This window comes from Methylopila capsulata (assembly GCF_016907975.1).
Lineage (GTDB): Bacteria > Pseudomonadota > Alphaproteobacteria > Rhizobiales > Methylopilaceae > Methylopila > Methylopila capsulata.
Window position 1 is genome coordinate 831,718 of the sequence record NZ_JAFBCY010000001.1, and the last position, 22,336, is coordinate 854,053.

The 22,336-nt window shown below is 70.8% G+C and carries 18 protein-coding genes; all 18 read right to left on the reverse strand.

The genetic code is table 11. The features are described 5' to 3' along the window. Positions 1–5: 5 nt before the first annotated feature. Positions 6–875: an outer membrane protein assembly factor BamD gene (locus JOD31_RS03940; RefSeq protein ID WP_204948976.1), complete on the reverse strand. Its 870-nt coding sequence runs from the start codon at positions 873–875 to the stop codon at positions 6–8. Between the two features lie 170 nt (positions 876–1,045). Continuing rightward, positions 1,046–2,002 (reverse strand): UDP-3-O-acyl-N-acetylglucosamine deacetylase, encoded by a 957-nt coding sequence (lpxC, locus tag JOD31_RS03945; protein ID WP_428980897.1) that lies wholly within the window; start codon positions 2,000–2,002, stop codon positions 1,046–1,048. Between the two features lie 274 nt (positions 2,003–2,276). After that, entirely contained in the window at positions 2,277–3,965 is a 1,689-nt protein-coding gene (gene ftsZ, locus JOD31_RS03950) for a cell division protein FtsZ (protein ID WP_204948978.1), read from the reverse strand. A 106-nt stretch (positions 3,966–4,071) separates the two neighbouring features. Continuing rightward, a complete protein-coding gene (ftsA, locus tag JOD31_RS03955) occupies positions 4,072–5,397 on the reverse strand; it encodes a cell division protein FtsA (RefSeq protein WP_204948979.1) in 1,326 nt (441 codons plus the stop codon). Further along, the gene (locus tag JOD31_RS03960; RefSeq protein ID WP_204948980.1) at positions 5,394–6,311 is read right to left on the reverse strand and encodes a cell division protein FtsQ/DivIB; all 918 of its coding nucleotides are present in this window, start codon (positions 6,309–6,311) and stop codon (positions 5,394–5,396) included. The genes ftsA and JOD31_RS03960 overlap by 4 nt, the downstream gene beginning before the upstream one ends. Positions 6,312–6,391: 80 nt before the next feature. Further along, positions 6,392–7,312 (reverse strand): D-alanine--D-alanine ligase, encoded by a 921-nt coding sequence (locus tag JOD31_RS03965; RefSeq protein ID WP_204948981.1) that lies wholly within the window; start codon positions 7,310–7,312, stop codon positions 6,392–6,394. Positions 7,313–7,520: 208 nt separating this feature from the next. Further along, complete coding sequence (gene murB, locus JOD31_RS03970) at positions 7,521–8,438, reverse strand: UDP-N-acetylmuramate dehydrogenase (RefSeq protein WP_204948982.1); 918 nt, start codon at positions 8,436–8,438, stop codon at positions 7,521–7,523. Continuing rightward, positions 8,435–9,847 (reverse strand): UDP-N-acetylmuramate--L-alanine ligase, encoded by a 1,413-nt coding sequence (gene murC, locus JOD31_RS03975; protein WP_204948983.1) that lies wholly within the window; start codon positions 9,845–9,847, stop codon positions 8,435–8,437. Before murC ends, murB begins: the two co-directional genes overlap by 4 nt. Positions 9,848–9,865: 18 nt before the next feature. Next, positions 9,866–10,993: an undecaprenyldiphospho-muramoylpentapeptide beta-N-acetylglucosaminyltransferase gene (murG, locus tag JOD31_RS03980; RefSeq protein ID WP_204948984.1), complete on the reverse strand. Its 1,128-nt coding sequence runs from the start codon at positions 10,991–10,993 to the stop codon at positions 9,866–9,868. Then, positions 10,990–12,165, reverse strand: a complete 1,176-nt coding sequence (gene ftsW, locus JOD31_RS03985) for a putative lipid II flippase FtsW (RefSeq protein WP_204948985.1) — start codon at positions 12,163–12,165, stop codon at positions 10,990–10,992. The genes murG and ftsW overlap by 4 nt, the downstream gene beginning before the upstream one ends. Before the next feature lie 327 nt (positions 12,166–12,492). Next, positions 12,493–13,812, reverse strand: a complete 1,320-nt coding sequence (gene murD, locus JOD31_RS03990; RefSeq protein WP_204948986.1) for a UDP-N-acetylmuramoyl-L-alanine--D-glutamate ligase — start codon at positions 13,810–13,812, stop codon at positions 12,493–12,495. A gap of 292 nt (positions 13,813–14,104) precedes the next feature. Further along, complete coding sequence (mraY, locus tag JOD31_RS03995) at positions 14,105–15,187, reverse strand: phospho-N-acetylmuramoyl-pentapeptide-transferase (RefSeq protein ID WP_204948987.1); 1,083 nt, start codon at positions 15,185–15,187, stop codon at positions 14,105–14,107. 1 nt (position 15,188) lies between these two features. After that, positions 15,189–16,643 carry a UDP-N-acetylmuramoylalanyl-D-glutamyl-2,6-diaminopimelate--D-alanyl-D-alanine ligase gene (locus JOD31_RS04000; RefSeq protein WP_204948988.1) on the reverse strand — a complete coding sequence of 485 codons (1,455 nt, stop codon included), beginning with the start codon at positions 16,641–16,643 and terminating at the stop codon, positions 15,189–15,191. Next, complete coding sequence (locus tag JOD31_RS04005) at positions 16,640–18,088, reverse strand: UDP-N-acetylmuramoyl-L-alanyl-D-glutamate--2,6-diaminopimelate ligase (RefSeq protein ID WP_204948989.1); 1,449 nt, start codon at positions 18,086–18,088, stop codon at positions 16,640–16,642. Before JOD31_RS04005 ends, JOD31_RS04000 begins: the two co-directional genes overlap by 4 nt. Next, positions 18,085–19,914 (reverse strand): peptidoglycan D,D-transpeptidase FtsI family protein, encoded by a 1,830-nt coding sequence (locus tag JOD31_RS04010; protein ID WP_246482319.1) that lies wholly within the window; start codon positions 19,912–19,914, stop codon positions 18,085–18,087. The genes JOD31_RS04005 and JOD31_RS04010 overlap by 4 nt, the downstream gene beginning before the upstream one ends. Further along, positions 19,911–20,453, reverse strand: coding sequence for a cell division protein FtsL (ftsL, locus tag JOD31_RS04015; protein WP_204948990.1), 543 nt, complete (start codon positions 20,451–20,453; stop codon positions 19,911–19,913). The genes JOD31_RS04010 and ftsL overlap by 4 nt, the downstream gene beginning before the upstream one ends. After that, entirely contained in the window at positions 20,450–21,490 is a 1,041-nt protein-coding gene (rsmH, locus tag JOD31_RS04020) for a 16S rRNA (cytosine(1402)-N(4))-methyltransferase RsmH (protein WP_204948991.1), read from the reverse strand. Before rsmH ends, ftsL begins: the two co-directional genes overlap by 4 nt. Further along, complete coding sequence (gene mraZ / locus JOD31_RS04025) at positions 21,490–21,960, reverse strand: division/cell wall cluster transcriptional repressor MraZ (protein ID WP_204948992.1); 471 nt, start codon at positions 21,958–21,960, stop codon at positions 21,490–21,492. The genes rsmH and mraZ overlap by 1 nt, the downstream gene beginning before the upstream one ends. Positions 21,961–22,336 lie beyond the last annotated feature (376 nt).

The following is a 22,336-nucleotide window of genomic DNA, read 5'->3' on the forward strand; positions in this document are numbered from 1 at the left end:
CCGCGTCAGCCCACGACGCCCCGGAACGCGCGGCTGATCCAGGAGCCGGAGTTCTCCTGCGGCGTCAGCCCGCCGTTCGTCACCAGCGCATAGCTCTTCTGGTACCACTCGCTGTCCGGGAAGTTGTGGCCCAGGATCGCGGCGGCGGTCTGCGCCTCGCCGGTGATGCCGAGCGCCATGTAGGCCTCGGTCAGGCGGAACAGCGCCTCTTCGATGTGGCGGGTCTGCTGGTACTGGCTGACGACGACGCGGAAGCGGTTGATCGCGCCGGTGTAGTCGCGGCGGGCGAGATAGAAGCGCCCGATCTGCATCTCCTTGCCGGCGAGCTGGTCGCGGGCGATCAGGATGCGCTTCTTCGATTCGGTCGCGTACTCGCTCTCCGGCCAGCGGCGCACGACCTCGTCGAAGGTCGCGAGCGCCTTGCGGGTGCGCTCCTGGTCGCGGCTGACGTCGGGCACTTCGTTGTAATAGGACATCGCCACCAGGTACTGCGCATAGGCCGCGTCCTGGCTGGTCGGGTGCAGCTGGACGTAGCGCGTGCCGCTGGTGATGGCTTCGGAATAGTTGCCGGAGCGGTAGTTCGCGAAGGTGGTCATCAAGATCGCCTTGCGGCCCCAGTCGGTATAGGGGTGCTGGCGGTCGACCTCGGCGAACTTCTTCTTCGCGGCGTCGTAGGAGCCGGCGTTCAGATTGGCCAGGCCCTCGTTGTAGAGCTTGTCCGCCGGTTCGTCGGGCGCGAGCACGTCCTTGTCCGACGCAAAATAGGAGCAGCCCGCCATCGGCAGAACGGCGGGCGCCGCAAGCGCGAGCACCAGAGCGAATCGAAAGCCCCGACGGCGCGCGAACGGAGTGGCGGAAGACGTACGCATGACCATCGCGAGCCTCGTGAACGCTGAATTCGACGGTGGTTCCCCGATGACCGGACGCTTGAGCGTCGCGGCCGGCGCCGCGTGGTGAACGCGACTCCGCCGCCGTCTATAGCCGAAAGGGATCGGACGCGCCAACGTGCAAGCGGCCGGCGCGCGTTTCCGCCGCCGGCGCGCCGTCAGTCGACCCGCGGGCCGAACGCCGGAACGGCGCTGGCGAGCGGAGCGGCGGCGTGCCGCGGCTCGCGCTGCTCGCGGCGAACGGGCGCCTCCTCGACGATCGCATAGGCCGAGGGATCCGCCAGCAGAGCGCCGAGCACGGCGCCGTTCAGCTTGTGGCCGCCGCAGAACGAGGTGAAGCGGCCGACGAGCGGCAGGCCGGACAGCGCCAGGTCGCCGACGGCGTCCAGCGCCTTGTGGCGCACGAACTCGTCCACGAAGCGCAGGCCCTCGGGGTTCAGCACCCGGTCGTCGCCCAGCACGACCGTGTTCTCCATCGAGGAGCCGCGGGCGAAGCCGGCCGCCCACAGGCGCTCCACGTCCTTCAGGAAGCCGAAGGTGCGCGCGGCCGCGATCTCCTCGCGGAAGACCTGCGGCGTGAGCTCGAAGCGGATCTGCTGGCGGCCGATCAGGTCGGACGCGAAATCGATGGTGACGTCCATGTGGAAACCGGACGGCGCGGGCGCGAGCTCGGCGTAGCCGCGGCCCTGCTCGACGCGGACCGGCTTCAGAATCTTGAGCATCCGGCGCGGCGCCGAGAGCTTGCGCAGGCCGACCGCCTCGATCGCCTCCACGAACGGGCGCGACGAGCCGTCGACGATCGCCACTTCCGGGCCGTCGAGGCAGACGCGGGCGTTGTCGACGCCGAGCGCGCGCAATGCCGCCATCAGGTGCTCGATGGTCGAGACGCTCGCGCCGTCGGCGTCGCCCAGCACGGTCTGCAGCTCCGTCGCCTTCACCAGATCGTGGCGCGCGGGAATCTCGTGCTCGTCGCCGTCCACGGTCGCGCGGACGAAGACGATGCCCGTCCCGGCGTCGCCTGGCTCCAGCGTCATGACGACCGGCGCGCCGGAATGGACGCCGACGCCGTCGACGACGGCCGTTCCTGCAAGCGTGGTCTGGTGCGCAAACATCAACTCGAACCTCGAAATCCCGACGGCTCGGCTCGGAGCCCGTCGTATCGGCGCGTTCGTCACGCGCGAACGACCGGAACGCTGTCCGGCCTTCTTGATGCGCTGCAAACTAGGTCGGCGACCGGGGGATCCCAAATCAAGGTTCTTTACGCTTTGTAACAGGCGTACACTTCTGAAGTTGTTAACGAAAATGGGTCTTCGAGCGGGCTTGAAAAGCCGACGGCCCGGACCGTGAGGTCCGAGCCGTCGAGTCGTGTCGAGCCTTGAGGCCCGAGCGTCAGTTCGCCTGGCGGCGAAGGAACGCCGGGATCTCGAGCTGGTCGTCCTCGAGGCCGCGGGGGTGCTGCTGCGAGGGGGCGCGGCCCTGGGCGTCGAGGCCGCCCTGTGCGGGACGGTAGGCCGGAGCCTGGGGCCGGCGCTGGTCCGGCTGGACCGGCGCCGGACGCTGCGCCTGGACCGGCTGCACGGGGGCCGGATGGTGCGCCGGGGCGTCCTCGTCCTCGTGGTGGCGGCCGAGGCCGTTCGCGAGGCGCTGCAGCAGGGTCATGCGCTTGCGGTCCGGAGCGGGCTCGGGAGCCTGCTCGCGGCTGGCGCGGATCTGCGCCTGGGCCGGCAGCGGGAGGTCTTCGATCCGCGGCATGCGGGGGGCGCGGGCGGCGCGCTCGGCCTGCGGCGGGATGAAGGCGTGCTCGTGCTGGTCGTCCTCGTAGGCCGCAGGGGCGGCGTGCTGGGGCTCGGCCAGCGGAGCCTTCGGCGCGGCGGGACGGATGGTGACGTCCTCGATCGCGGCGATGGCCTGCTGCTCGTAGTGCGCCTCGTAAGCCGGCTCATGCTGTTCGGGAGCCGGCGCCGGGGCCGCGTGCTGGACCGGCTGGGTCGGCGCGCGGAAGGTCGGGAGCGTCTGCGGTTCGGGCGAACGGGTCGCCGGAGCCGGCTGCTTAAAACGGTTGGTGAGCTCCGCGATGCGCTGCTCGGCCGGGCTGGTCTGGCCCGCCTCCATGATGTGGTCGATGCCGGTGGCGACGACCGACACGCGGATGATGCCTTCCAGGCTCTCGTCGAAGGTCGCGCCGAGGATGATGTTGGCTTCCGAGTCCACCTCCTCGCGGATGCGGGTGGCCGCCTCGTCGACTTCGTACAGCGTCAGGTCGTTGCCGCCGGTGATCGAGATCAGCAGGCCGCGGGCGCCCTTCATGGAGACGTCGTCGAGCAGCGGGTTGGCGATCGCCGCCTCCGCCGCCTGGACCGCGCGCTTGTCGCCCGAGGCCTCGCCCGTGCCCATCATCGCCTTGCCCATCTCGCGCATGATCGCGCGGACGTCGGCGAAGTCGAGGTTGATCAGGCCTTCCTTGACCATCAGGTCGGTGATGCAGGCGACGCCCGAGTAGAGCACCTGGTCCGCCATGGCGAAGGCGTCGGCGAAGGTGGTGCGCTCGTTCGCGACCCGGAACAGGTTCTGGTTGGGGATGACGATGAGGGTGTCGACCGCCTTCTGCAGTTCCTCGATGCCGGCTTCCGCCGTCTTCATCCGGCGCTGGCCTTCGAAGTGGAACGGCTTGGTCACGACGCCGACGGTCAGGATGCCGGCCTCGCGGGCGGCGCGGGCCACGACCGGGGCGGAGCCCGTGCCGGTGCCGCCGCCCATGCCGGCGGTGATGAACGCCATGTGCGCGCCCGACAGGTGATCGCGGATCTCGTCGATCACCTCCTCGGCGGCCGCGCGGCCCACCTCAGGCTGGGAGCCGGCGCCGAGACCCTCGGTGACCTGCACGCCCATCTGGATGATGCGCTCGGCCTTCGACAGGGTCAGCGCCTGCGCGTCGGTGTTCGCGACCACGAAGTCGACGCCCACGAGGCCGGCCTCGATCATGTTGTTCACGGCGTTGCCGCCGGCGCCGCCGACGCCGAACACGGTGATCCGCGGCTTCAGTTCCCGGATGTCCGGCATCTTCAGGTTGATCGTCATCGCATGCCTCGTAGGTTGTCGCGCCGTCCCGGCGTTTGCCTGTCTTCACGTTCGGCGTTCGGGGGGCGCGCTCGCCCCATCTGCCCGTCGGTCGCCGATCCGACGGTCAGAAGCTCTCCTTCAGCCACCGCCCAACGCGGTGGATGTAAGTGTCCTTTGGCGCCGACCCGCCGCGGCGCATCCGCCGCGGATCGACGTGTTCGAGACCCGCAACCTGCGGGAAAACCAGAAGTCCGACCGGGCCCGCGAAGGCTGGCCCCTTGGCCGCCTCGGGCAGTCCGCGGGCGCCCAGCGGGCGGCCGATGCGGACGGGCCGGTCGAGAATGCGCCGCGCCAGATCGGGCAGCCCTGTCAGCTGGCACGCGCCGCCGGTGAGCACCACGCGGCGCGCTTCCGCCGCGTAGCCCGACGCCTTGAGGCGGTCGCGGACCAGCTCGAGGATCTCCTCCACCCGCGGCTTGACGATCTTCACGATCATCGACTTCGGCAGGTAGCTCGCGCCGTCGATCTCGTTCTCGCCGACCGGAGTGACCGCGATCTGCTCGCGCTCGTCAGCGAGCGCCGGAAACACGCTGGCATGCAGCGTCTTCAGCCGCTCCGCCTCGTCGAGGCTCGTCGAGAGCCCGCGGGCGAGGTCGAGGGTGACGTGATGCCCGCCGAGCGCCACCGCGTCCGAATGCACGAACTGCCCGCCCTTGAACACGGCGACCGAGGTGGTGCCGCCGCCCATGTCGACGAGCGTCACGCCCATCTCGGACTCGTCGTCGACGAGCGCCGCGAGGCCGGAGGCGTAAGGAGCGGCGACGATGGTCTCGACGTTCAGATGGCAGCGCTCGACGCACAGCATCAGGTTGCGCAGCGGCGCGCCTTCGGCCGTGACGATGTGCATGTCGACGCCGAGATGCTGGCCCACCATGCCGCGCGGATCGCGCACGCCGCGGGTCGCGTCCAGGCCGAAGCCGGTCGGGATCGAATGCACCACCGCGCGGTTGGGACGCACCGAATGGGCGCAGCCCGCCTGCAGCACGCGGCGGATGTCGCGGTCCTCCACCGGGTGGCCGGCGATCGGCACCTCGGCGTGGAAAGTCTCGGAGGCGAGCCGCCCGGCGGACACCGACACGATGACGCTCTCGATCTGGACGCCGGCCATGCGTTCGGCGGCGTCGACCGCGAGCCGGATCGCCTGCTCGGCGGCCTCCATGTCGACGATCTGGCCGGCCTTGACGCCGCGCGAGCGCTGGTGGCCGACGCCGATCAGCTCGACGAGATGCGAGCGGTCGGGCAGCGCGTCGCCGGCCTCGACCGGCTTCAGCCGCGCCACCAGGCACGCGATCTTGGAGGTGCCGACGTCGAGGACGGAGACCACCACAGCGCGACGCTGCGGCAGCGGCTTCATCTTCGGAACAACGCCGTAGGGGAACGCCTGACTCATGTCGCTCCGGCCTTCTTACGCGCCTTCTCGGCGGCCTTTTCAGCCTCGGCCAGCTTGTCCGCCGCCTCGGGCGTCACCCGCACAACGGTGCGGATGGGCGATCGAAGATCGACGATCGCAATGTCCTTGGAGAACAGATTGCGGGTGGCCTGAAGCGACTCGAGCCGGGCAAGCGCCTCGCGGAAGCCCGTCTCCGGCAGCTTCACCTCGACGCCCGACCGCAGCTTGAGATTCCAGCGCCGCTCGGCCACGAGCACCGCCGCGTAGGTCTCGGTCTTGATCTTCGGCGCGCCGTCCAGCGCGTCGAGCAGCGGCCGCGCGCGGAGGTTCGCGGAGGGTCCGACGACGAGCGGCAGATGGGCGAAGCGGGAATCCCGGAACTCGTCGATCGGCGTGCCGTCCTCGGCGAGGATCTGCACCTTGCCGTCGTGCTGCCACAGCGCGAACGGCTTACGCTCCACGAGGTGCACGGTGACCCGGTCGGGATAGAGCTTGCGGACGGTCGCGTCCTGCACCAGCGGGTTCGCCATCAGCCGGTCGCGGGCCGCGCCCACGTCCAGGAACGGAAGCGCGGTGTTCTCGCCGATGCCGAGCGCCAGCAGGACTTCGTCGTCGGTGAGCGCGCTCTGGCCTTCGGTCGCGACCGCGATAACGCGGAATCCGACGGCGTTGGCGACGGTGACGTGGAGGTTCTCGATCTCGCTGCGAACGGTCGGCCAATGGCCGCCGTCGATCATGCCGGTCACGCCGGTGGCGCCGAAGAACAGCACGGTGAGGGCGACGCCGAGACGGCGCCGGCGTGCGATCCGCTCGAGGCGGAAGCGCAGCGAGGTCATGCGGCTCGCGCCGATCACCTCGTCGACGTCGTCGAGGTCCGGCCGCGGCTGGCGCGCGTTCTCGCTCGCCGACCGCATGTTCGGGCCCGTCTTGAACACCCGGGTCCGGGGTGCGGCCGCTTCGCGACCGCCGCCGACCGGCGCCCTGAGGCGTCCGTCTAGCGTTCCAAGGAGGCGTCCTCCACTAGCCATCGAACAAGCTCACCAAACCCTATGCCGGCATAAGCGGCGAGTTCCGGCACGAGCGACGTCTCCGTCATGCCGGGCTGCGTGTTCACTTCGAGGCAGACGAGCTCTCCCGTGCCGCCTTCGCGGTCGTCGAAACGGAAATCGGCCCGGCTTACTCCGCGGCACCCGAGAGCGTGGTGCGCCGCGAGAGCCAGTTTTCGGACCTCTTGGTAAACAAAGGGTGAAATTTTTGCCGGGAGGACGTGCTGCGAGCCGCCCTTGGCGTACTTGGCGTCGAAGTCGTACCAGGCGTCGCCGGGCACGATTTCGATCACCTCCAGCGCCTCGCCGTTCAGCACGGCGCAGGTAAGTTCTTTGCCCGCCACGAAATTTTCCGCGAGCAACAGCTCGCCGTGCTCCCAGTCCCCGCGGGTGAGCTCCTGCGGCGGATGGGCGTGATCTTCGTTAACGATTAGGACCCCGACCGACGATCCGCCGTCGACAGGCTTGAGGACGTAAGGAGGCGTTAAGACGTGCGACGCGGCGGCCTCTAAGCGTGTGACCACTTTGCCACGGGGCACGGAAACCCCCGCGGCCGCCATCACCGTCTTCGCGCGCTCCTTGTGCATGGCCAGCGAGGAGGCCAGCACGCCGGAGTGCGTGTAGGGGATCCCCATGATCTCCAGCAGGCCCTGGACGGTGCCGTCCTCGCCGAAGCGGCCGTGGAGCGCGTTGAAGCACACGTCCGGCTTCACCTTCGCGAGGACCTCGGCCAGATCGCGGCCGACGTCGATCGGCGTCACGCGGTAGCCCTCGCCTTCCAACGCCTTGGCGCAGGCCGCGCCCGACCAGAGCGACACCTGCCGCTCCGAGGACCAGCCTCCCATCAGGACGGCGACGTGTTTTGGCATGGCGTTTCCCCGGAGGCGGTCGTCAGGCCGGACGGCCGAGGGCCGATCCGGAATCGTGGTCAGGATTAGGTTCGTCATGGTCCGGCTTGAGCGGACCATCCATCTCGGGCGTCGCGCTTAGCGTCCGAGATGGGTCCTCCGGTCAAGCCGGAGGACGACGACGCGCTTCAGGATCGCAGGTCAGCGTTCGACGGACATGGCGGCCGTCTCACGCCGCCACCCCGATCCGCTTGATCTCCCACTCGAGCTCGACGCCCGAGGTCTCCTTCACGCGGCGGCGGACCTCTTCGCCCAGCGCCTCGATGTCGGCCGCGGTGGCGCCGCCGACGTTGATCAGGAAATTGGTGTGCAGTTCCGACACCTGCGCGCCTCCGATCGTCAGGCCGCGGCAGCCGGCCTCGTCCACGAGCCGCCACGCGGACAGGCCGGGCGGATTCTTGAAGGTCGAGCCGCCGGTGCGGCTCCGGGTCGGCTGGCTGGCCTCGCGGTGCGCGATCACGGCGTCGACCTCCGCCTTGATCGCCGCGCGCTCGCGCTGCTCGCCCCGCATCAGAGCGCCGGTGAAGATCACGCCCTCAGGCGCCGAGGAGTGGCGGTAGGAATAGCCCATCGCCGCGTTCGAGAGCGTCACCGCGTCGCCCGCCCGGTCGAAGCCGAACACCTCGACGACACGGTCGGAGGTCTCGGTCCCGTTCGCGCCCGCGTTCATGGCGAGCGCGCCGCCGAGCGCGCCGGGGATGCCGGCGAAAAAGGCGAACCCGCCGATCCCGGCTTCCATCGCCTCCAGCGCCACGCGCTTGTCGGCCGCCGCCGCTCCGGCCCAGAGCGTCGCGTCCCGCCCCGGCGCGATCGTGGCGAAGGGTTTTCCGAGCCGGATCGTCACCCCCGGGAGGCCGCCGTCGCGGACCAGCAGGTTCGAACCGAGGCCGATGACGCCGTAGGGAACCTCCGCAGGGAGCCGGCTGAGAAAATAGGCGAGATCGTCCTCGTCCGCCGGGGTGAACAACGCCTCGGCCCTGCCCCCGACCCGGAACCACACGACTTCCGCGAGGCTCTGGTCGCTGAGAAGCCTGCCGCGCAGCTTCGGCAATTGAGCGGCGAGGCGTTCTGCGAGCGTGGCCGTCATGCGCCGCCCTTCAGCGCCGCGAGCTCCTCCGGCAGGGCCGCGGCCCAATAGGTCGAGGTGCCGGCGCCGAGCAGCACGACGTAGTCGCCGGGCTTCGCCACGCTCGCCACGACGCCCGCGAGCGCCTGAGGGCCTTCGAGCGGGATGACGTGGCGATGGCCGCGGGCGCGCAGGCCCGCCACGAGGTCGTCGCGGGAGGCGCCCTCGATCGGCTGCTCGCCGGCGGCGTAGACGTCCGCCACGATCACGGTGTCGGCGTCGTTGAAGCAGCTTGAGAAGCCGTCGAACAGGGCGTGCAGGCGGGAGTAGCGGTGCGGCTGGACCACGGCGATGACGCGGGCGTCGGTGGACGCGCGCGCCGCCTTCAGCACCGCGGAGATCTCGACAGGGTGGTGGCCGTAGTCGTCGAAGATTGCGACGCCGTTCCAGTCGCCGGTGTGGGTGAAGCGCCGCTTCACGCCGCCGAACTTGGCGAGCCCGGCGCGGATCTGGTCCGCGGACACGCCGAGCTCGTGGGCGACGGCGATCGCCGCGGTCGCGTTCAGCGCGTTGTGACGGCCGGCCATAGGCAGCACGAGGTCGTCGATCCGGGTCTCGGAGCCCGTCTTGCGGTCGCGGATGGCGACGCGGAACCTGGCCTGGCCGCCTTTCAGGTCGAGGTCGGTCAGCCGCACGTCGGCCTGCGGGTTCTCGCCGTAGGTGACGACCCGGCGGTCCTCGATCGTGCCCACCATGTCCTGAACGGTCGGGTGGTCGAGGCACATCACCGCGAAGCCGTAGAACGGCACGTTCTCGACGAAGGAGCGGAACGCCGCCTTCACCGCGTCGAAGGTGCCGAAGTGATCGAGGTGCTCGGGGTCGATGTTGGTGACGACCGCGACGTCGGTCGGCAGCTTCAGGAAGGTGCCGTCGCTCTCGTCCGCCTCGACCACCATCCAGTCGCCCTCGCCCATGCGGGCGTTGGTGCCGTAGGCGTTGATGATGCCGCCGTTGATCACGGTCGGGTCCATCGCGCCAGCGTCGAGCAGCGTCGCGACGAGCGAGGTGGTCGTGGTCTTGCCGTGGGTGCCGGCGATGGCGACGCAGGTCTTCAGCCGCATCAGCTCGGCCAGCATCTCCGCGCGCCGCACCACCGGCAGCCGCTTCTCGCGGGCGGCGTTGAGCTCAGGGTTGCCGCGCTTGATGGCCGAGGACACCACCACGACCTCGGCGTCGCCCAGGTTCTCAGCGGCGTGGCCGATGGTGACGGCGATGCCCTTGTCGCGCAGGCGCTTGACGTTGGCGCTCTCCGCCGCGTCGGAGCCCTGGACCTTGTAGCCGTGGTTGGCCAGCACCTCGGCGATGCCGGACATGCCGATGCCGCCGATGCCGACGAAGTGGACGGGGCCGATGTCGCGGGGAAGTTTCATGGCGGAGGCTAAAACCTGTCAGGACGTGAGCGAGGCGGGCGCAGGCGCGTGGAGGCCGGCGGCGGCCAATACCACATCCGCGAGCCGCGCGGCGGCGTCCGGCTTGCCGACGCGTCGCGCCGCGGCCGCCGAGGCCGAAAGCGCCGCGCCGTCGGCGAGCCGCATCGCGAGGTCGTCGGAGAGCGCCTCGGGCGTGAGGCGCGCCTGCGGCCAGACCACCGCGCCGCCCGAGAGCGCCAGCGCGTTGGCGTTGGCGAGCTGGTCGTTGTCGAGCGCGTGCGGCAGCGGCACAAGGATCGAGGGCCGGCCGATCACGGCGAGCTCCGCGACCGTCGAGGCGCCAGCGCGCGCGATGACGAAATGGGCGAGCGCCATGCGGGCGGGCATGTCGTCGAAGAAACTGGTGAGGTTCGCCTCGATGCCGGCCGCCGCATAGGCCGCGCGGGCGGCCTCGAGATCCTCGGGCCGCGCCTGCTGCGTCACGCGGAGCCGCGCCTTGAGTTGGCCGGGCAGCAGAGCGAGCGCCGCCGGAACCACCTCGGACATCACTCGCGCGCCCTGGCTGCCGCCGAACACCAGCAGGCGGATCGGCCGATCGCCATCGGGCGCCTCGTAGGCGACGCCGCTGGCCGAGATCACCTGCGGCCGCACGGGATTGCCCACATGGACGGTCGCGGCGCCGGACGGCGCGCCGGACACGTCGGGGAAGCCGGTCGCGATGGTGGTGGCGAACCTCGCCAGCATCCGGTTGGCGCGTCCCATCACCGCGTTCTGCTCGTGCAGCACGACCGGCACGCCGGCGAGCCGCCCCGCGACCAGAGGCGGGAACGAGGGGTAGCCGCCGAAGCCGACCACGGCCGCGGGCCGAACGCGGCGCATGAGGCCGACGCCCTTCCCCACCCCGCGGGCGAGCGTCAGCCCGAGCTTGGCGTAGGCGAGCGCGCCCGAGCCGCGCAGGGTGTCGGCCGGCAGGGCGTGCACCGCGCGGGCCGGGAACTTGGAAGCGTAGGCGAGCGCCCGCTCGTCGGTGACGAGCTCCACCGGCACCTCGCGGCGGCCGAGCTCGACCGCCAGCGCTTCCGCCGGGAAGAGGTGGCCGCCGGTGCCGCCGGCCGCCAGCAGGATGGGTCGCGGCCAGTCGGTCATGCGCGCGCCGCGACCGGCGTCGCGCCATGGGCGCGGACGTGCCGCGCGATCTCGGAGGCGAGCGCGTCGGTGCGCGGGCGGCGGCGCGTCAGCGCGAGCAGCATGCCGACGCCGAGCGCCAGCGCGAACAGCGACGAGCCGCCGTAGGAGATGAACGGCAGCGTCATGCCCTTCGCCGGCATCAGGTGCAGGTTCACCGCCATGTTGATCGCCGCCTGCAAGCCGAACAGCATGGTGAGGCCGGCGATGGCGAGGCGGGTGAAGCCGTCCTGTTCGCGGCGGGCGTGCTGCAGCCCGCGCATGACGATGAAGCAGTAGATCGACACGATCGCGATGCAGAACAGGATGCCGAACTCCTCGGCCGTCACGGCGGCGATGAAGTCGGTGTGCCCGTCCGGGATGATGCGCTTGACGGTGCCCTCGCCCGGGCCCTTGCCGAACCAGCCGGCGGAGGCGAAGGCCTCGGTCGCCTTGTCGATCTGGAAGGTGTCGCCGGTCTCCGGGTTCATGAAGCGGTCGATGCGGCGCGCCACGTGCGGCAGCAGCTCGTAGGCCGCGACCAGTCCCACGACGCCGACGCCGCCGAGGCCCACGACCCAGATCCACGGCAGGCCCGCGAGAAAGAACAGTGCCCCCCAGACCGCGGTCGAGAGCACGGTCTGGCCGAGGTCGGGCTGCAGCACCAGCAGGCCGACGACCGAGCCCAGCAGCGCGATGGCGAGCAGATGGCCGGGCATGTCGCGCCGCTCGGAGCCCTCGGCGAACAGCCAGGCCGAGAGCACCACGAAGGCCGGCTTCACGAACTCCGACGGCTGCACCGCGAGCCCGCCGAAGCTGATCCAGCGCCGGGCGCCCTTGATCTCCATGCCGACGAACAGCGTCGCCGCCAGCATCGCCATGCCGAACGCGAACACGACCCAGGCGAGGCGCCGCACCTGACGCGGACTGAGGAACGACACGCCGACCATGATCAGCAGCGCCGGCGGCAGGAACATCACCTGCCGGTTCACGAAGTGGAACATGTCGACGCCGATGCGCTCGGCGACCGGCGGCGAGGCCGCGAGCGACAGCACGACGCCGAGCACCATGAGCGCGCCGACGGCGAACAGCAGCGCCCTGTCGACCGTCCACCACCATTCGCCGAAGACGGTGCGTTCCGCGCGGGAGATCATGACGGCTGGCTCCGGGAGGCGAGACGGATGGCGGACGGGCCCACGGAACATGACGCCCGCGCGGACTTCGCTTCATGAACGCCGATTAGGGATGACAAAACGTAAACGCCGGGTTTCAGGGGCGCGAATCCGCCGCGGGTCGAAAGCGCGCGGGGATCCCTCCTCGCGCCGCAGGCGTGGGGAGGGTGGGGCCGGCGCGAGCCGGGGTCGGGGCCTTGGGCGTCGGGCGCGACGGGGACAGAGTTTCCTCCTGCCGCCCACCCCACCCGGCCGGGCTTCGCCCGTCCACCCTCCCCTGTCCCAGGGGAGGGACGCCCGCGCGCGCCGTCAGGCCTTCGCGGATTCAAGCCCCTGCACCGCCGCGCGGAACGCGTCGCCGCGCTTCTCAAAATTCGGAAACTGGTCGAACGAGGCGCAGGCCGGCGAAAACAGCACGACGGGCTCCGCCTCGTCGGAAGCCTCGGCGTCGGCCGCGGCGGCCTCGACCGCGCGGTCGATCGTGCCGAGCTCCGCCAGCGGCACGTCGTGCGCCCGAAGCGTCGCGGCGAAGCCGGGCGAGGCCTCGCCGATGAGGTAGGCCTTCGTCACCTTCGAGAACAGCGGAACCAGAGCGTCGATGCCGCCGGTCTTGGGCTTGCCGCCCAGGATCCAGAACACCTTCTTGAACGACGCCAGCGCCTTCTCCGCGCTGTCGGCGTTGGTCGCCTTCGAATCGTTGATGAAGGTCGCGCGGCCGGGGCCGGCCACCTCCTCCATGCGATGGGCGAGGCCGGGGAAGGTCGCGAGGCCGGCGTAGGCGACGTCGTCCGCGACGCCGAGCGCCCGCACGGCGGCCAGCGCGACGTTGGCGTTCTGGGCGTTGTGGGCGCCGCGCAGGGCGCGGGCGGCCGACAGGTCGATCGGATCGGTCTCGGAAACGACGACGACGCTGCGGCCGGCGGCCTTGAGCCGCTCCGCCATCGCCGCGGAGATCGCGTCGTCGCGGGCGATCACGGCGACGCCCGCGCCCGCGACCAGCCGCTCCTTGATGGCGGCGTAGTTCTCCATCGTGCCGTGCCGCTCGAGGTGGTCCTCGGAGAGGTTCAGCATCACCCCGACGCTCGGGTCGAGGCTCGGCGCGAGGTCGATCTGGTAGGACGAGCACTCGACGACGTGGACGCGGTTCGCCGACGGCGGTTCGAGATCGAGGATAGCGACGCCGATGTTGCCGCCCATCTGCGCGTCGAGGCCGGCGTGGCGGACGAGATGGGCGATCAGCGCCGTGGTGGTCGACTTGCCGTTGGTGCCGGTGATGGCGACGAAGGGCGCGCCCGGCGCGATCGCCCGGCGCTCGCGGCAGAAGATCTCGATGTCGCCGATGATCTCGACGCCCGCGGTCTTCGCCTTCTCCACCGTCCAGTGCGGCGTCGGATGGGTCAGCGGCACGCCGGGCGCGAGCACGAGGCTGTCGAACCGGGCGAAATCCATGGCGCGCAGGTCGCCGGTCGGCAGCCCCTCGGCCGCGGCCCTCGCCACGCCCTCGGCGCTGTCGTCGAAGGCGGTCACTTGGGCCCCGCCGGCGACCAGACTGCGCACGGTGGCGCGGCCCGAGCCGCCGAGGCCGAACACCGCGACGCGCTTGGCCCGGAAGGAGGTCGCGGGCGTCACGAGACCCGGCCTCCCCGCTGGGCGAGGTTGATCCACAGGAAGGTTGAGCGCGCGTCAGGGTCGGCGCCCCTTCCCTTCTCCCCTTGCGGGAGAAGGTGGACGGCGGCGTCAGCCGACGGACGGATGAGGGGTCGTCCGGGGCAACCTGAAGCGATGGAGGTCGTCCCGGACGCCCCCTCACCCTTACCCTCTCCCGCAAGGGGAGAAGGGGACCATGACGTGGCGTCCGGTTGGACGTTTCGGAGCCTAGCCCGACCGGACCAGGCCGACCGCAGATCATCCCGCATCGCGCTCACCGCAGCTTCAGGGTGGCGAGGCCGACCAGCGCCAGCACCACGGCCACGATCCAGAAGCGCACCACCACCTGCGGCTCCGACCAGCCGAGCTGCTCGAAGTGGTGATGGATCGGCGCCATGCGGAACACGCGCTTGCCCGTGAGCTTGAACGAGGCGACCTGGACGATCACCGAGACCGCCTCCAGCACGAACAGGCCGCCGATGATGGCGAGCACGATCTCGTGCTTCGCGGCGACGGCCACCGCGCCCAGCATGCCGCCCATGGCGAGCGAGCCGGTGTCGCCCATGAAGATCTGCGCAGGGGGAGCGTTGAACCACAGGAAGCCGAGGCCCGCGCCCAGCACCGCGCCGCAGACCACCGCCAGTTCGCCGGTGCCGAGCGTGAAGTGGATCTGCAGGTAATCCGCGAACACCGCGTTGCCGGAGAGGTAGGCGATGAAACCGAAGCTCGCGGCCGCGATCATGACGGGCACGATGGCGAGGCCGTCGAGGCCGTCGGTGAGATTCACGGCGTTGCCGGCGCCCACGATCACCACCGCGCCGAACAGCAGGAAGAACCAGCCGAGGTCGAGCAGGAAGTTCTTGAGGAACGGAAAGGCGAGCGAGGTGGAGAAGCCGGGCTGGCCGACGCGGGTGATGGCGTAGACCGCGGCGCCCGCGATCGCGAACTCGATCGCGAGCCGCATCTTGCCGGAGTAGCCGGCGTGGGTCTGCTTCGTGACCTTGAGGTAGTCGTCGTAGAAGCCGATCGCGCCGAAGCCGATGGTCACGAACAGCACGATCCAGACGTAGGGGTTCGCGAGGTTCGCCCACAGCAGCGTGGTGGCGACGAGGCCCGACAGGATCATCAGCCCGCCCATGGTGGGCGTGCCCCGCTTGGCGAGATGGGTCTGGGGTCCGTCGGAGCGGATCGGCTGGCCCTTGCCCTGCTTGAGGCGGAGCTGGCCAATGATCCAGGGACCGAACAGGAACACGAACAGCGCCGCGGTCATGATCGCGCCGCCGGTGCGGAAAGTGATGTAGCGGAACAGGTTCAGCCCCGGGAAGGCCCAGGACAGATCGGCGAGGAAATACAGCATCTCAGAGCGACCCCGCCGCGAAGGTCTCGTCGGCGGGCGCGAAGCGGTCCCTGAGCGCCGTCACCAACGGGCCCATCCTGGAGCCGTTCGATCCCTTGATCATCACCACGTCCTTTCCTCGCAGCCGCTCGAAGAGCTTCGGCTCGAGCTCCGCCGCGGTCGCGGCCCATCCGCCGCGCCGGGCGGGCGGCAGCGCGTCGTTCAGCGCCTTCATAAGCGGTCCGGCCGTGAACACGAGGTCGATCTTCGCGTTCGCCGCCGCTTCGGCCACCTTGGCGTGCAGCGCCTCCGACTCCGGGCCGAGCTCCAGCATGTCGCCGAGCACGGCGATCCGCCGGCCGCCGGGCTGAACCGGGCTCTGGCCGAGCAGCGCGAGCGCGGCGCGCATCGAGGCGGGGTTCGCGTTGTAGCTCTCGTCGATGACGGTCAGCACGCCGCCGGGCGCGCTCAGCGCCAGCCGCTTGCCGCGTCCGGCCGGGGGCGCGAAACGGGCGAGCGCGAGCGCCGCCAGCGCGAGGTCGGCGCCGGCGAGCTTGGCGGAGAGCAGCACCGCGAGCGCGTTCTGGACGACGTGGCGGCCCGGCGCGCCGATCTTGAAGGTCACGCCTTCGCCCAGCACCGTCGCCGCGACGCAGGAGCCCTGCTCCTTCATGGCGAGCCGGTCGAGCCGGGCGTCGGACGAGACGTGCTCCCCGAAACTCCAGACCGCGGCCCCGGCCTCCGTCGCCGCCGCCTTCAGGCGCTCGTAATGGGGGTTGTCGCGGTTGATCACTGCGTGGCCGCCGTTGGCGAAGCCCTCGAACACCTCGGCCTTGGCGTCGGCGATCGCCTCCACGTTGGGAAAGGCCGCGAGATGCACCGGCTCGACGTTGGTGATCGCCGCCACGTGCGGGCGGACCATCTTCACCAGCGGCCGGATTTCGTCGGCGTGGTTCATGCCGATCTCGAACACGCCGTAGGCGGCGGAGCGCGGCAGCCGGGCGAGCGTCAGCGGGACGCCCCAGTGGTTGTTGTGGGACGCGGCGGAGGCGTGGGTCGGGCCGTCCTCGGCCAGCACCAGGCGCAGCGCCTCCTTGGTCGAGGTCTTGCCGACCGAACCGGTCACCGCGACGATCCGCGCCTTCGAGCGCGCGCGCGCCGCGACGCCGGTCGCGACCAGGGCGGCGAGCACGTCCTTCACCACCAGCAGCGCGCCGGCGTCCTTCAGTTCGGCCGCATGGGCCTCGTCGATGACGGCGAGCGCCGCCCCGCGGGCGAGCGCGTCCGCGACGAACTTGTGGCCGTCGTGCACATCGCCCTTGATCGCGAAGAACACGTCGCCGCGGGCCACGGTGCGGCTGTCGATCGAGACGCCGGTCGCGGGCTCGTCGGCTCGGCCGACGACGCGGCCGGCGGTCGCGAGCGCGAGCTCCGGCGTGGTCCACAACGGCTCGGCGAACATGCTGGACGTCGTCATGCGGCGGTCCCCTTCCGCTTGAGAGCGTCCCGGACGACGTCGTGGTCCGAGAACGGCAGCGTCCGATCTCCCACGATCTGGCCCGTTTCGTGACCTTTGCCGGCGACGACGAGAACATCGCCTGGCTGTAGCTCGGACACCGCGGTCTCGATCGCCGTCTGGCGGTCGCCGATCTCGCGGGCGCCGGGCGCTGCCGCGAGGATCGCGGCGCGGATCGTCGCGGGGTCCTCGCTGCGCGGGTTGTCGTCGGTGACGATGACGGCGTCGGCCGCCGCGGTCGCGGCCTCGCCCATCAGCGGGCGCTTGCCCGGGTCGCGGTCGCCGCCGGCGCCGAACACCACGACGAGACGCCCCTTCGCGAAGGGACGCAACGCCGCGAGCGCGGACGCGACCGCGTCCGGCTTGTGGGCGTAATCGACGAAGACCGCCGCGCCGTCGCGCTCGCCCACGAGTTCGAGTCGCCCGGGCACGCCCTCGAGCCGCTCCAGCGCGTCGAGCGCGACCTCGGTCGCGACGCCGGTCGCGATGGCGAGGCCGGCTGCGGTCAGGGCGTTCTGGGCCTGGAACACGCCCGCGAGCGGAAGCCGCACATCGCGCGCGCCGCCGGCCCCCTCGACGCTGAGGATCTGATCCAGCCCGTCTGTCTTAACGTCTGTTAGCCTTAACGTTTCACCCCTGGCGCCGACGGTGAACAAGCGCTGTTCCCGCTCCAGCGCGGCCTCCGCGAAGGCCGCGCCGTCCGGCGCGTCGGCCCAGACCACCGCCGTGCCATCCTCCGGGAGCAGCTCGCGGAACAGCCGCAGCTTGGCGTTGCGGTAGTGCTCGACCGTCGGATGGTAGTCCATGTGGTCGCGTGAGAGATTGGTGAAGCCGGCGGCGTTAAGGTTAACGCCGTGCAGTCTTTTTTGATCGAGGCCGTGGGACGAGGCCTCCATCGCGAGGTGGCTGACGCCCTCGGCCGCCAGCGCGTCCAGGGTCCTGTGCAGCGAGACCGGGTCCGGCGTCGTCAGGGAACCGTAGGTCGCGCCCGAGGGTCCCGTGACCCCGAGCGTGCCGAGGCTCGCGGCCTTGAACCCCGCGTGGCTCCAGATCTGGCGGAGGAAGGTGACGACCGAGCTCTTGCCGCTGGTCCCCGTCACCGCCGCGATCGTCGCGGGCTGCCGGGGGTAGAGCCGCGCCGCGGCCTTCGCCAGCGCGAGCCGGGCGTCGTCGACCCGCACCACGGGAACCGGCGCCTCGAGCGGTTGCTCGGAAAGGATCGCGGCCGCGCCCTTCTCCAGCGCCTGGGCGACGAAGCGGGCGCCGTCGGTCTTCGCGCCGGCGAGCGCGGCGAACACCGCGCCGGGCGTCACGGCCCGGCTGTCGGCGGTCAGTCCGGTGACGGGCGTGGCGGCGGCCCCGTCGTCGAGGCCGACGCCCGGAAACAGCGCTCCGAGCGTCGTCACCGCACCGCGCCCACGGTCGCGCCGATCGAGGCGAGCAGGTCCTGCGCCGGCGGCGCGTCGTAGATCGGCTCGACGCCCAGCAGCGGCGCGATGCGCTCCACCATCTTGCCGCCCACCGGCACGACGTTCCAGCCGGAGGTGGCGAAGCCGTGGGTCTCGGGCAGCGCCTGCGGCTCGTCGAGCACGACGAGCATCATGTACTTCGGCTTGTCCATCGGGAACACGGCGGTGAAGGCCGTCAGGTTCTTGTTCTTCGCGTAGCGGCCGTTGACCACCTTCTCGGCGGTGCCGGTCTTGCCGCCGACGCGGTAGCCCGGGATGTCGGCCTTCTTGGCCGAGCCCTTCTCCGCGTTCAGGCGCATGAGGTAGCGCATGGCGACGCTGGTCGAGGGCTTGAGCACCTGCACCGAGGCCGAGCGGGCCTCCGCGGCGGTGCGCTGCATGAAGGTCGGCGTCATCAGATAGCCGCCGTTCACCAGCGCGCTCACCGCCATCACCGACTGGATCGGCGCGATCGCGAGGCCGTGGCCGAAGGAGATGGTGATGGTGTTCAGCTCGCCCCAGCGCGGCGGCAGGATCGGCCGCGCGCTTTCCGGCAGCTCGGTCTGCAGCCGGTTGAGCTGCCGCATCTTGGCGAGGAAGGCCTTGTGCGCCTCGACGCCCATGCCGAGCGCGATGCGGGCGGTGCCGATGTTCGAGGAGTGCACGAACACTTCCGGGATCGTCAGCACCCGGTTGGTCGGGTGGAAGTCGTGGATGCGGAAGCGGCCGTACTGCAGCGGCGCGCGGGCGTCCATCCGGCTCTGCAGGTTGAACTTGCCGCTGTCGAGGCCCATCGCGATGGTGAGGGCCTTCATGGTCGAGCCCATCTCGAACACGCCGACGTTGACGCGGTTGATCCGGTCCGGCTTCAGCGCGTCGACAGGATTGTTCGGGTCGTAGTCCGGCAGCGAGACGAGGCTGACGATCTCGCCGGTCTCGACGTCGGCGATGGCGGCGGAGCCCGCAATCGCCTTGAACTTCTTCATGCCGGCCGAGAGCTCGTCACGCACCGCGTGCTGGACCTTGAGGTCGAGCGCGAGATGGATCGGCTCCATCCGCCCGCCGTCGGCGGCGATCGCGGCGGCTTTCGCGGTCATGCCGCTGGTGTCGAGATACTTCTCGATGCCGGCGATGCCCTTGTTGTCGACGTCCGCGAAACCGAGGATGTGGGCGACGATGTCGCCGTTCGGATAGATCCGCTTGTTTTCCTGGATGAAGCCGACGCCGGGGATGCCGAGGCGGAACACCGCCACCTGCTCGCGCGGCGTCACCTCGCGCTTCAGCCAAACGAAGCCCTTCTTCGTCGACAGCCGGGCGCGCAGCTCGTCGCGGTTCAGTTCCGGCAGCGCGCCGGAAAGCAGCTCCACCGCTTCGTCCACGTCGATGATGTTCTTCGGCTCGGCGTAGAGCGACGACACCTTGATGTCGGTCGCGAGCACCTGGCCGTTGCGGTCCACGATGTCGGGGCGGGAGATCGCCGCGACCTGCTGGCTCGCCTTCGCGACCGCGCCGACGTCGGGCGCCACCGCGTATTGCACCATCCGACCGACGATCGTCAGGTAGACGATCCCGAAGGCGAGCATGGCGATGCGCAGCCGCCCGTTGGTGAGGCCGAGGCCCTCGCCGCGGCCGACCAGCAGGAAGAACAGCTTCTTCAGCAGGCGGAACAGACCGCGCAGGCCGAAGACCGCCCAGCGGCCCGAAGTGACGGCGGCGCGGCCGACGGCGCGGGCCGAGGCGCCGCCCCCGCGTGCGACGGCGCTCAGGAAGGCGTCGCGGTTCATCGCAGAAGCCCCGGGTTCTGACGCAGGAAGTCGGTGATGTTCAACGGCTGGCCGACCTTCGGCGTCGCCGGCTTCTGCGGCGCCGGGCGGTTGACGGGCGCCCTCAGCTGCGAGGTCGGCTTGACCGCGATCGTGGTCTTCTTCGCCGGCGCGGCCGCCGCCTTCTTGGCTTCGCCCGACGCGTCGGTCGCGAGGCTCGTGTCGGCGCCCATGAGGCCGAGCGCCTCCAGCTTGTGTCCGATCTCGTCGACCGGCGCCGGGCGATCCGGCAGGGACGCCACGGTGAGGGTCTGGCCCTGGCGCAGCGGCTTCAGCTCGAGGTGGCGTTCGGCGAAGGCCTGGATGCGGTCAGGGCGCGCGAGAAAGGACCACTCGGCCTTCAGCACCGCGATCGTGTCCTTCTCCTGCGCGATCTGGCGCTTGAGCTTGGCGACGTGCTCGGAGTGCATCGTGGCGTCGTATTTGATGCGGTAGACGGTGACCGCCGCGCCGACGAGCGCCAGCACCGCGACCACGTTGAGCACGCGGGCGATCTTCACGAGCCGGCTCCTTCAAGTCCGCCGAGCGGCAGACGCGGCACGCCGAAGGCGAAGGCGTCGCCCCCGCGCGCCGACGCCTCGGTGCGGACGGCGGCGCGCAGCCGCGCGGACCGCGCGCGCGGGTTGGTCTCGACCTCCTCGTCGGAGGGCTTCACGACCCCGCGCGACAGCGCCTGGAACGTCGCGGGCGGGACGGTGGCGGCCGGCATGTGACGCGAGCCGCCGGGAACCGTGCGCGTGCGGTCGGCGAGGAAGGTCTTGACGATGCGGTCCTCGAGCGAGTGGAACGCCACGACGACCAGCCGGCCGCCAGGGTTCAGCCGGCTCTCGGCCGCGAACAGCGCGCGGCCGAGTTCGCCGAGTTCGTCGTTCACCGCGATGCGCAGCGCCTGGAAGGTGCGGGTGGCGGCGTGGATGCCGTCGTAGGATTTGCCCAGAACGCCCTCGACCACGTCGGCGAGACGCAGCGTCGTCGTGATCGGCTCGGTCTCGCGCGCGGCGCAGATGCCGCGGGCGACCGCGCCGGCGCGGCGCTCCTCGCCCAGCGTCCGGAGCACGGCGGCGAGCTCCTTGTCGTCGAGTTCGGCCACGAGGTCGGCGGCGCTCGGGCCCTCGCCGCCCATGCGCATGTCGAGCGGGCCGTCGTTGCGGAAGGAGAAGCCGCGCGCGGCCTGGTCGAGCTGCATCGAGGAGACGCCGACGTCGAGCACCACGCCGTCGATCCCGTCGAGGCCGAGCTGGTCCAGCACGTGCGACAGATTGGAGAAGCGGTCCTCGACCAGCGTCAGCCGGCCCTTGAATTCGGAGACCATGGCGTAGCCGGCGGCGATCGCCGTCGGGTCGCGGTCGGTCGCGATCACGCGGCAGTCGGCGGCCTCGAGGATCGCGCGGGTGTAGCCGCCGGCGCCGAAGGTGCCGTCGAGATAGGTTTCGCCGTCCTTGGGCGCGAGCGAGGCCAGAACCTCGGGCAGCATCACGGGAAGGTGCGGACGGGCGTCCGCAGGATCGCGCTCCGGGCGGCGGTCGCGGCGGGCCATCACGACGCCGGCTCCAGCGGCGGCGTCGGCGCGCCGAGCCGGCGCTTCAGGCCGCGCACGGTCTCCCGGGCGCTTGCGAGATGCGCCTGGAAGCTCTCCGGCTCCCAGATCTGAAACTTCCGCCCCTGCCCCACGAAGGTCACCTGATCCTTGATCCCGGCATAGGTCTTCAGGCTCTCGGTGAGGATGACGCGTCCCTCCCCGTCCGCCTTCAGCACCTCGCTCGTGCCCAGCAGCGCCGTCGCCAGGCTGTCCCGCTCGTCGGAATAGAGCGACAGCGTCTCCAGCAGGCGGTCGATGTCCGACAACAGCGCGTTGCCGCCCGCGTCGAGCGCCGCGAGGTCCAGAGAGGGATGCACGTAAAGCCCTTCGAAGCCGTCGCGCGCCAGCACCGCCCGGAACGGCGCGGGGATCGACACCCTGCCCTTCGCATCCAGGCGATTGGTGAAATTGGACACGAAGCGGTCCATAGCCCCCCACATCGCCGCGGAAGGCGGCGCTCCGACCGCCCTCGCCTGAAACCTCAGGCGAAAGCCGCACGTCTCCAGCCGCGCGCGCAGCGCGGAACGCTGCGACGCCGATCGCCGGGGATCCCCCGAGAGAACCTCCAGCCTGTCGCTTCGACGGGATGATTTGGGATATCATGGGGCCGTATGGGCGTCAACGAAACGGGGTTCGCGGCCCCGCTCGACGCGGCCCAGGACGCATCACCTGACAAGGGCCGCGTCGCGCCGGTACGCGACGCCGTCAGTAGAACTTCCTTAGGGTTAAGAACCCGTTGCGCACCGTCGTTCGTCGGCCGCCGTTGGTCGTTCTGATCAGACGAAAATGTAAGATGACGACGCG